Genomic DNA, 9,560 nt, shown 5'->3' on the forward strand with positions numbered 1-9,560 from the left:
GTCACCCGGCCTTGACCGCTGCCGTGTCGCTGAGGTGCTGGGCGAGCTCGCCCAGGTTCTGCGGCCCGTGGGTGTCGACCAGGGGTATGTCCAGGTCCATCTCCTCCAGGACGGTCATCACGATCTCCGCGCGGTCCATGGAGTTGGCGCCGAGCGCGTCCAGGGTGTCGGTGTCGGCGAAGTCGTGCCCTGCGAGTTCCGGGAGGATCTCGCGGACGGCGTCGACGATCAGGCTGAAGGTCTTTTCCTTGGTCATGTGCGTGCTTTCGCTGGGTGGGGCGGGACAGGTGGGGCGGGCCGCGGCGGGCGGGGTGCTCATCCGGCACCGCCGTCCGCCGCCGCGTCGCGCAGCCGCGCGAGGCTCGCGCCGGGCTGTGTGACGATCTTGAGCAGCAACCTCTCATAGGTGGCGGCCATGGCCCGGGCCGTGCTCCTGGCGTAGAGGTCGGTGCTGTACTCCAGGTAGCCGCGCAGGCCGTCGGGGGTCTCGCGGACGACGAGGTTGAGGTCGAACTTCGCGGTGCCGCTGTCGGTGGGCAGGGGCACGAAGCCGAGGGCGCCGGGGTCCCGCGGCGGGGCCTCGGCGGCGGGCACCAGGTTGAACATGGCCTGGAACAGCGGCGAGTGCGCCGGGTCGGGATCGGGCACCAGGGCCGTCACGAGGTCGGCGAACGGGACGTCCTTGTGCTCGTGGGCGGCGGCGGTGACCCGCTGGGCCTGCGCGAGGAGGTCGTCGAAGGCCTGCTCCGGCCGCACGTCCAGGCGCATGACCAGGACGTTGATGAAGTACCCGACGAGGCGCTCCAGCTCAGGGCGCGGCCGGTTGGTCACCGGCGAGCCGATGGCCAGCTCCCGGTCGTCGGTGTGGGCGCCGAGCAGCGTCGCGAACGCGGAGAGGAGCGTCATGTAGAGCGTGCCGCCGCGCTCCTTGCTGACCTGCTTGAGCTGGTCGAGCACCGCGGCGGGCACGTTCACCTCGACCGATGAGCCCTGGTACGACTTCGCATCGGGCCGCCGGTAGTCGGTGCGCAGCGCGGTGCGCGGCGGCAGGCCCGCGAGCTGGGTGCGCCAGTAGGCCTCCTGTCGGGCGCGGCTTTCGGCGTCGAAGGCCCGGCGCTGCCAGTGCGCGAAGTCCGTGTACTGGACGGGGAGTTCGGGCAGCGACGGCTCGTCGCCGCGGCTCAGCGCCTGGTACAGGGCGTTGAGTTCGGCGATGAACACGCCGGTCGACCAGCCGTCGAAGATGCCCCAGGGCCGGGTCACCACGGCGACGTGCTCGTACGGCGTGAGGGTCAGGATGTGGACGCGCAGCATGTGCCGGTCCTCGGGCGCGAACGGCCGCGGCCGCTCGGCGCGGAGGAACTCGGCGACCGCGCCGTCACCGCCGACGTCCTCGAAGGCGACGGTGAAGCCGGTGGTGTCGTTCACGCGCTGTACGTAGGTGTCGCCGCGCCGCAGGTAGCTGGTGCGCAGCACGGCGTGCCGGGCCACGAGCCCTTCGAAGGCGCGCGCGTAGGCCTGTCGGTCGAGCGGGCCGATGACGCGGTAGGCCATCTGCACGTTGTCGTACGACGAGCCGAGGTGCTCGCGCGGGTTGAGGAACCACAGCTCGCTCTGCTGGCAGGAGAGCGGGCTCTCCTCGCCGGGCCCGGTGACGGGCACGAGCGGGACGGTGTCGTCGGCCGTGCGGCCCTGGGACGCGTCGAGTTCGGCGGCCAGTTCACCGAGGGTCGCGCCGGCGAGGATCGACTGGAGCGGCAGCTCCTTGCCGGTCTCCTGCTTGACGCGGATGGTGAGCCGGGTGGCGAGCAGGGAGTGCCCGCCGAGGTCGAAGAAGCCGTCCTGGAGCCCGACGCGGTCGAGGTCCAGGACGTCCTGGACGAGACGGCACAGCGCGCGCTCGGTCGCCGTGCGCGGCGCCACGTAGACCTCCTTGTGCACGTCGGTCTCGTCGGGCGCGGGCAGGGCCCGCTTGTCGACCTTGCCGTTGGGGGTGAGCGGCAGCTCTTCGAGGGCCACGAAGACGCTGGGGACCATGTACTCGGGGATCCGGCCCGCCAGGTGGTCCTTCAGGGTGCGGGTCAGGGCCTGCCCGGTGGTGGCGATCTGCGGCACGTTCGCCAGGTGGGTCGCGCCGTACGCGGCGCGGGCGCGGGCGGTCGGCCGCTCCCCCTTGGCGAGGAGCAGATCGAGGCCGTCGAGGCGGTCCTGGGACCAGGTCGCGGCGACCTGGTAGCCGAGCTTCTCGGCGTGCGCCAGGACGTCCTCCAGATCGCGCACCCGCTGGGCGGCGGCGTCCGTGAGGCGGCTCGCGCCCAGGGGCTCGACGTGCTGCTGGGCGGTGGTGCCGCGCAGGCTCTCGCCGACCCGGACGTCGTCGGCGACGCGCGGGTTGTCCAGGCCCGTGACGCCGAACCGCGGCCGGGTGCCGTCGGCGAGCAGGGCGCGCAGTTCGTCGGGCGTGGTGGCGGTCAGCCACGGCAGGTCGCCCTCGGGGGCGGGGGCCGGGCCCTTGGTGAGGACCACGTCGTAGCGGTAACTGAGCATTTCGTTGCCGCCGGTGCCGCGCTTGACGGCGATGTCGGCGGAGCCGATGTCCGCGAACCGCTCGGGCAATCCGGCGAAGTAGCTCGGGCTGACGAGGAGTTCGGTCTCCTGCTGGCGGCGGCGCTGCACCTGGCGGGCCAGGGCGGCGACGGAGGTGCGGGCGGACAGGCGGCTGCGCTCGACGGCGGTGACGTGCGCGGAGAACAGGTCGAGGTTCCTCACGTCGCCGACGAGGATCCGGCCGCCGTCGGCGACGAGCGGCAGCAGCCGCTCGATGACCTCTTCCAGATAGAGCCGGTTCGGGAAGTACTGGGCCACGGAGTTGATGACGACGGTGTCGAACTTCTCCGTACCGTCGGCGCCTTCGGGCAGCGTCACGGAGCGGGCGTCGCCCTGGGCGAGGGTGACGTGGGACCAGCCGCGCCGTTCGGCGCCGCGCCGCACTCCGGCGAGGGCCGACGCGGAGATGTCGACGGCGTGCACGGCCTCGCAGGCCCCCGCGTAGCGGAAGAGCAGCAGACCCGTTCCGCAGCCGACCTCCAGGAGCCTGCGGGGCCGCAGCTCCTCGATGCGGCGGACGGTGCCGTCGATCCACTCGCGCATCTCGTGCTCGGGGATGGCGTCCCCGGTGTAGCTGCAGTTCCAGCCCACCAGGTTGAGGTCGTCCCCGGCGGTGCCGGTCGCGGCCGTGCCCGGCTGCTCGTCCGCGTCGGTGCCGTACTGGTCCTCGAAGAGGTCCTGCCACTGCTCCAGGCGGTCGGCGTTCTGCTCCCGCGCGGTCGTGTCCAGCCAGTCGGTCGTGGGCCGTACGTAGGCGACGAGCTTCTTCGTCTCGCCGCTGGCCCGGGTGGTGACGACGGCGCCGCGCACGGCCGGGTGGGAGTGCAGCGCGTTCTCGATCTCGCCGAGTTCGACGCGGAAGCCGCGGACCTTCACCTGGTCGTCGACGCGGCCGACGAACTCCAGGGTGCCGTCGGGCAGTCGGCGCACCAGGTCGCCGGTGCGGTACAGGCGGGCGCCGGGCTTCGTGGCGAAGGGGTCGGCGACGAACCGCTCCTTCGTCAGCTCGGGGTTGCCGAGGTAGCCGCGGCCGACGCCCGCGCCGCCCACGCACAGCTCGCCGACGACGCCGAGCGGCACGGGCCGCAGCTGCGCGTCGAGCACGTACGCGGTGGACTGGGCGATGGGCCTGCCGATGGGGATGACCGCGTCCTCCGCGATGTCCCGGGGGATCACGTGGCAGGTCGAGGCGATGCTGTTCTCGGTCGGGCCGTAGGCGTTGACGACGGTCAGGCCGGGGTGGGCCGCGTACAGGCGGCGCACGTCCTTGGCGGAGAAGGCCTCGCCGCCGACGCCCAGGTAGGTCAGCGGAAGGCGCCGCCCCTGCGCGGCCTCGGCGAACGCGGGCAGGAAGGCCGCGGACAGGGCCATCATCGTGACGCCGGAGCGCTCGGCGCGGTCCAGGAGCGCGCCCACGTCCTTGGAGTCGCCGTCGTGCAGGACGAGCCGTCCGCCGCACAGCAGCGGGCCGAGCACCTCCTGGGAGCCGACGTCGAACGAGATCGAGGAGTGGTGGAGCACGACGGTGTCGGGGTCCGTCGGGAAGTAGTCCGGGTTGCGCACCAGGCGGACGACGCCGCGCTGTTCCACGAGGACGCCCTTGGGGACGCCGGTGGAGCCCGACGTGAAGATGGCGTAGGCCAGGTGCTCGGGGGTGAGGCCGAGTTCGGCGCGCGTCAGGTCGTGCTCCGGGCGGTCGGCGAGCAACTGCGTGCCGTCCCCGGCGCGTTCGCCGGTGTCCAGGTGCACGACCAGGGGGCGCTCGCCCCCGTCCGCGCCGTCCAGCGGCTCGGGCGGCAGGTGGGACTGGCTCAGCACGATGCCGACGCCGGAGTTGGTGACCAGGGTGCGGATGCGCTCCTGGGGGTAGTCCGGGTCGATGGGGACGTACGCGCCGCCCGCCTTGAGGATGCCGAGCAGACCGGTCACCAGCTCCGGGGAGCGGCGGGCGCACAGACCGACCAGGGTGTCGGGGCCGACTCCCTGCTCGCGCAGCCAGTGCGCGACGCGGTTGGCGCGCGCGTTGGTCTCGGCGTACGTCAGCCGCTGCTCGCCGTGCTCGACGGCGATGGCGTCGGGGCGCCGGCGGGCGTGCTCCTCGAAGAGCTCGAAGAGGCAGTGGTCGTCCGGGTAGGGCTTGTCCGTGTCGTTCCACTCGGTCAGCATGCGGTGGCGTTCGGCGGCCGGGAGGACGTCGATGTCGAGCGCCCGCGTGCTGGTGCCGTCGTCGGCGGCCAGGGCGTCGACGAGGCCGGACACCGCCGCCTCCACATAGCCGAGGACGGCGTCCGGCGAGAGCGCGGCGTCGACCTGGGCGTTGAGGGACAGTTCGGTGCCGGTGTCGTCGACGGACACGCCCACCGGGTAGTTGGTGCGGTCCAGGGAGCCCAGCCAGCGAATGCCGAGGTCCTCCAGGGTCGCCGGGCCCAGGTCGCCCTGGCGCGGCTCGAAGTACCGGAAGTTGATCATCGAGCTGAACAGGGTGGCGTCGCCGTCCAGGCCGCTGGAGCGCTGGGCCAGGGTCAGGGCGCTCTGCTCGTAGGCGATCAGTTCCTTGAGGGAGGCGTCCACGGCGGACACCAGGTCCTTGACGCTGCGGTCCGCGAGGCGCACCCGCAGGGGCAGGGTGTTGATGAAGTTGCCGAGCATCCGCTCGACGCCGGGCACGCCCTGGAGGCGGCCGGAGAGGACGGTGCCGAACACCACGTCGTCGCGCCCGCCGGTGGCCGCCGTGACCAGGGCCCAGGCGGCGTGGAAGAGCGCGGCGGGGCTGATCCGCAGGCGCTGGGCCTGCTCGCGCAGGCGGCTCGTGAGGCCGGGCGGCAGGGAGCGGCGCAGGTCGCGCACGCGGCTGCCGTCGCCGTGCACGTCGACGAGCTGGAAGGGCGTGGTGGGCTCGGTGACGTCGCCCAGCTCGCGGCGGAAGTACGCCTCTGCGCCGCCCGCGGCGAGCTGGTGCAGGGTGTGGCCGACGAAGTCGCGGTAGGCCGGGGCCGGGGGCAGCTCGTCGACGCGGCCCGCCATGTGCGCGGCCAGCTCTTCGAGGATGAGCCGCAGCGAGGTCGCGTCCTCGATCAGGTGGTGGACGCGCAGGAGCAGGAAGTGCCGCGTGGAGTGCGGGTCGGCGGCGACGGCCAGGCGCAGCAGCGGCGCCCGGTCCAGGGTGAGGGTCCCCGGGTCCGCGAGCCAGGCGCGGGCCTGCTCCTCGGCGGCGGCGGAGTCGGCGGCGTCGAGCGTGCGCCGCTCCACGTCGAGGCGGACGTCGCGCAGCACCACCTGCACGGGTTCGCCGAGGCCTTCGGTGACGACGGCCGTGCGCATCACGTCGTGCCGGTCCACCACGGCCTGGAGGGCCGCCGCGAAGGCGTCGCACGTCCCCCGGTCGGGGGCGGTGAGCAGGATGGGGATGACGTACGGGTCGTTGGCGGGGTCCATCAGGTGATGGAAGAGGATCCCCTCCTGCGACGGCACGAGCGGGTAGACGTCCTGCACGTTGGGGGCGCCGCCGGGCACGCGGGCGGTGACGGCGTCGATCGCGGCCTGGTCGAGACGGACCAGCGGCAGCATCTCGGGGGTGAGCCGCTCGCAGCCCTCCGGGACGGCCGGGGCGGGCACGGCGTAGCCGGTGGCGGCCGGTCCCGCGCGGTCGATGTCGGCGGCGAGGTCGGCGAGCGTGGGGCTGCTGAAGACGCTGCGGACGGCGACGTCGAGGCCGCGCTCCTTGAGGCGGGCGATGAGGACGGTGATGAGCAGGGAGTGGCCGCCGAGCGCGAAGAAGTTGTCGTGCGCGCTGATGCGGTCCTCGTCGAAGCCGAGGAGTTCGGCCCAGGCCGCGGCGAGGGTCCGCTCGGTGGCGGTGGCGGGCGCCGTGTACGCGCGCTGCGCGAAGGCCTCGATGCCGGGTGCGGGCAGGGCCTTGCGGTCGAGCTTGCCGTTGCCGGTGATGGGCAGCCGGTCCAGGGTCACGAAGGCGCCGGGGACCATGTAGTCGGGCAGGGTCCGGCGCAGGTGGCGGGCGAGTTCGGCGCGGTGGTCCGGCTCGTCGGCGCCGGGGCGCAGGACGGTGTAGGCGACGAGCTGCCGGTCACCGGGGGTGTCCTCGCGGGCGATGACGCGGGCGTCCTGGACGGCGGGGTGTTCGGCGAGGCGGGCCTCGATCTCACCCAGCTCGATGCGGAAGCCGCGGATCTTCACCTGGTCGTCGTTGCGCCCCAGGTACTCCAGAGAGCCGTCGGGCAGCCAGCGCGCCAGATCGCCCGAGCGGTACCTCCGGGCGCCCGGCTCCTCTCGGAACGGATCGTCAAGGAACCGCTCCGCCGTCAGCTCAGGCCGGTTGAGATAGCCGCGGGCCACACCCGCGCCACCGACGTACAGCTCCCCCACGACACCCACCGGTACCGGCTGGCCGTGTCCGTCGAGGACGTAGGTCCGCAGGTCGGGGATGCGCTCGCCGATGGGGCTCACGGTGCGGTCCGCGTCGGCCTCGGTGATCAGCCGGTACGTCACGTGCACGGTGGTCTCGGTGATGCCGTACATGTTCACCAGCTGTGTGCCCTGGTTCACCGGGCGGCGCAGCCAGGGCTTGAGCGAGGCGACCTCCAGGGCCTCACCGCCGAAGACCACCACGCGCACCGCGTGCGGCTCCGGGTCCTCACCCTGCGCGGCGATCAGCTGCCGGAAGGCACTCGGGGTCTGGTTGAGAACCGTCACCCCCGCCTCGCACAACAGCCGGTAGAAGTCCTCCGGACTGCGCGTCACCGCCTGCGGCACCACCACCAGACGACCACCGTGCAGGAGCGCACCCCAGATCTCCCACACCGAGAAGTCGAACGCGAAGGAGTGGAACAACGCCCACACATCCCGCTCACCGAAGCGGAACCAGTCGTCTGTCGACGTGAACAGCCGCACCACATTCCGGTGCTCGACAACCACACCCTTGGGCACACCCGTCGAACCCGACGTGTAGATCACATAGGCGGCGTGCGCGGGGCCGACGCCCGTGCCGGTGACGTCGTCGGCCGAGAGGGCGGCCCACTGGTCGGCGTCCGCGCGCACGTCCACGACCGGGACCGACGGGACGGCGAGGCCCTCGGGCAGCGCCCCGTCGATCACGAGCACCTGGGGCGCGCTGTCGTCGAGCACGTGCGCGAGGCGGTCGGCGGGGGACGCCGGGTCAAGGGGCACATAGGCGCCGCCCGCCTTCAGGACGGCGAGGACGGCCACGACCAGGTGTTCGCTGCGCGGCAGGCAGAGCGCCACGAGCACGTCCGGGCCCACGCCCAGCGTGCGCAGATGACGCGCCAGACGATTCGCCCGCGCGTTCAACTCCCCATACGACAGACGGCAGTTCCCGAACTCCACCGCCACCACGTCCGGCCGCGCGGCCGCGACCCGCTCGAACCAGGAGTGCAGACACCGCTCCACCGGCTCCGCGGCGGGCGTCTCGTTCCACTCGGCGAGCACCTGGCGGCGCTCCTCGGCGTCGAGGGTGCTGAGCCGGGACAGCCGTTCCTGCGGTGCGGCGACGACGGCGTGGAGCAGCGCGGTGTAGTGGCGGACGAACCGCCGGACCGTCTCCCGGTCGAAGAGGCCGGTGTTGTACTCGAAGGCGCCGATCAGCCCGTCGGGGGTCTCCCGCAGGTCGAGCGTCGCGTCGAACTTGGTGATGTCGAAGTCGAACTCGATGAGGGAGACGTCGAGGTCCCCGAGGCGCACCTCGCGGTCGGTGTGCGCCTCCTGGAGGACGAACGCGACCTGGAACAGCGGCGAGTGGCTGAGGCTGCGCTCCAGTTGCAGGGCGTCGACGACCGCTTCGAAGGGCACGTCCTGGTGGCTGAAGGCCTGCAGCGCCACGTCCTTGACGCGGCCGAGCAGGTCGGTGAAGGACGGGTCGCCCGACAGGTCGGCGCGCATCACCAGGGTGTTGGCGAAGAAGCCGATGAGCCCCTCGGACTCGATGCGCTGGCGGTTCGCGACGGGGGTGCCGATCGCGATGTCGGTCTGCTCGCTGTAGCGGTGCAGCAGGAGGGCGTAGACGGAGAGCAGCGTCATGTAGAGCGTGACGTCGTGCCGATCCGCGAGGGCCTTCAGCTGTCGCAGCAGCTCCGCGGGCAGGTGGAAGCGCTCGTGCGCGCCCTCGTACGTCTTGACCGCCGGGCGGGTGCGGTCGGCCGGCAGGGGCAGGCGCGGGTCGACGCCGTCGAGCTGGCGGGTCCAGTAGCCGAGCTGGCGGTCCTGCACCTCGTCGACGAGCCACTGGCGCTGCCAGTGCGCGTAGTCGGCGTACTGGAGGGGCAGCGGGGCGAGCGGCGAGGGCTCGCCCGCGTGGAACGCCTCGTACAGCGCGACCATCTCGCGGAAGAACACGCCGAGCGACCAGCCGTCGGAGACGCTGTGGTGCATGGTCACGAGCAGGACGTGCGCGCGCTCGGACTCGCGGAGCAGGCGGACGCGGATCAGCGAGTCGCGGGCCAGGTCGAAGGGCGCCACGGCCTCCCGCTCGCAGATCGACGGCAGCTCGGCGGGGTCGGTCAGCTCCTCCTCGCCGACCGTGAAGTCACGGCCGTCGCCGATCTCCTGGTACGGCACGCCGTCGCGCTCGACGAAGCGGGTGCGCAGCGCCTCGTGGCGCTGGACGATCGCCTCCAGGGCGCGCAGCAGGGCGGGCCGGTCGAGCGGGCCGCTCAGCCGCATCGCCATGGGGATGTTGTAGTACGCGCTGGTGCCGTCCAGCTGCGCCAGGAACCACAGGCGCTGCTGGGCGAAGGACAGTTGGACCGGCTCGCCCTCGGCGTGCGGGCGGGGCCCGATCGCCTCCAGGGCGGACAGGTCGACGCCCTGCTTCCGCAGCATCGCGATGAGGGCGCGCTGCTTGTTGGCGGGCAGCGACTTGATCTTCCGGATCAGGTCGAGGGAGGTGCCGTTGTTCGGGGTGCTCATCGGCGTCGTCGTGG

2 protein-coding genes are annotated in these 9,560 nt (G+C 72.7%); both read right to left on the minus strand.

The genetic code is table 11. From position 1 onward, the window contains the following. Nucleotide 1: 1 nt before the first annotated feature. Nucleotides 2-256: an acyl carrier protein gene (locus CP982_RS03810; RefSeq protein ID WP_150509158.1), complete on the minus strand. Its 255-nt coding sequence runs from the start codon at nucleotides 254-256 to the stop codon at nucleotides 2-4. Nucleotides 257-315: 59 nt separating this feature from the next. Beyond that, complete coding sequence (locus CP982_RS03815; RefSeq protein WP_150515292.1) at nucleotides 316-9,546, minus strand: non-ribosomal peptide synthetase; 9,231 nt, start codon at nucleotides 9,544-9,546, stop codon at nucleotides 316-318. Nucleotides 9,547-9,560 lie beyond the last annotated feature (14 nt).

It is taken from the genome of Streptomyces spectabilis (assembly GCF_008704795.1).
Lineage (GTDB): Bacteria > Actinomycetota > Actinomycetes > Streptomycetales > Streptomycetaceae > Streptomyces > Streptomyces spectabilis.

Bases quoted from the DNA above. Each gene is read 5' to 3' on its own strand.
- CP982_RS03815 (WP_150515292.1), bottom strand. From the start codon at position 9,546: ATGAGCACCCCGAACAACGGCACCTCCCTCGACCTGATCCGGAAGATC.
- CP982_RS03810 (WP_150509158.1), bottom strand. From the start codon at position 256: ATGACCAAGGAAAAGACCTTCAGCCTGATCGTCGACGCCGTCCGCGAG.